This window comes from Mesotoga sp. HF07.pep.5.2.highcov (assembly GCF_003666285.1).
Lineage (GTDB): Bacteria > Thermotogota > Thermotogae > Petrotogales > Kosmotogaceae > Mesotoga > Mesotoga prima.
Genome location: NZ_JFHJ01000193.1, coordinates 1 through 1,071, shown reverse-complemented (window position 1 = coordinate 1,071; position 1,071 = coordinate 1). Strand labels below are relative to the sequence as shown.

Annotated in this window: 2 protein-coding genes; both read right to left on the bottom strand. The window is 44.4% G+C overall.

All coding sequences use genetic code 11. The annotated features are described in order from the left end of the window. Positions 1-350: hypothetical protein (locus BG32_RS03995; RefSeq protein WP_121526427.1), on the bottom strand; the 350-nt coding region annotated here is incomplete at its 3' end. Positions 351-439: 89 nt separating this feature from the next. After that, positions 440-913 carry a hypothetical protein gene (locus BG32_RS03990; RefSeq protein WP_259459498.1) on the bottom strand — a complete coding sequence of 158 codons (474 nt, stop codon included), beginning with the start codon at positions 911-913 and terminating at the stop codon, positions 440-442. Positions 914-1,071: the final 158 nt, after the last annotated feature.

Here is a 1,071-nt window from a genome sequence, read left to right as displayed (position 1 = left end):
CCAAGATACGGCCCGGGGAGGAAGTTATAAAGAAGGCTTAGCCCAGCGGTCAAAATAATATTGTCCACTGGTCTCAGCACGAATTCCCATCCTCTACCAAAAACCGGAATAAAGAACAGGAATTTGCCATCAAATGTATAGGCATTTAGTTCACCTGGTGTCAGTGCCTTTTCGTAGTAAGTGCTAGCCTGGAAGATATAGAAGTCCATTCCTTCATAACCCGTTATGTTTCCAGCTAGATCATACACTACATCTCCGTAGAGACCCTGGCCGAGAATGAAGTTCTTCGGTGCTGCAACGAAAACCGATGCAACAAGAAGGACTGCCACAAGAATCAGGACTTTTTTCATTCGATTACCCCCTTTTGAGTGATATTGAGCTTGTTCTTACTTAACGATTTTACACTTAATACCCGCATCAAGTCAACGTATTTGCAATCTCAGAATGCAATTTCTGGCCTACAGTGTGCGTGATAACCATCAAGTTCTAACCAGTTTTCACCATCAGAAGAGTATCCTAAGAGATCCAGGGTATCATCTCGAACTCTGTACTCCCAGACAGTGTGGAGGCTTCTGACAGCTCCAGATAAGTAATATTTCACAATAGCCTCATACGAGTATAATCCCCACTCGATTTCACTGTAGTCGATGGAGACTATCTCCGGAAGTTCAATCTCCTCGCCTTCCGGAAGAAGGTTCTCATTTATGAAGAGAAGAGACGTCTCCTCAATAGTTGGAAACACACTCTCCGGATCGAACTCCTCTACCCTGCCTCTTGAAGAGAGAAGCATCAGAACCACTGCAAGTACTAAGACTGCAACAAATGTGTATTTGGTAAGGACAGATTTGACTTCACTGTCCACTTTCTTCTCCGCCTGATCTCTTTCTCTCCCACTGTTCTCCAGTTCACTCAAAACAATGACCCCTTTCGGGGTCAATTATACATAGCCTCTAATCAAAAAACTACAGCGACGCTCAGTATCACGGAACTCAAAACAGATGATAGAATAGCTGCCGGCCCCTCAAAGAAGAAACCTAGAACAGTGAAAGGAGATGCCGAAGCTCCTGCTCC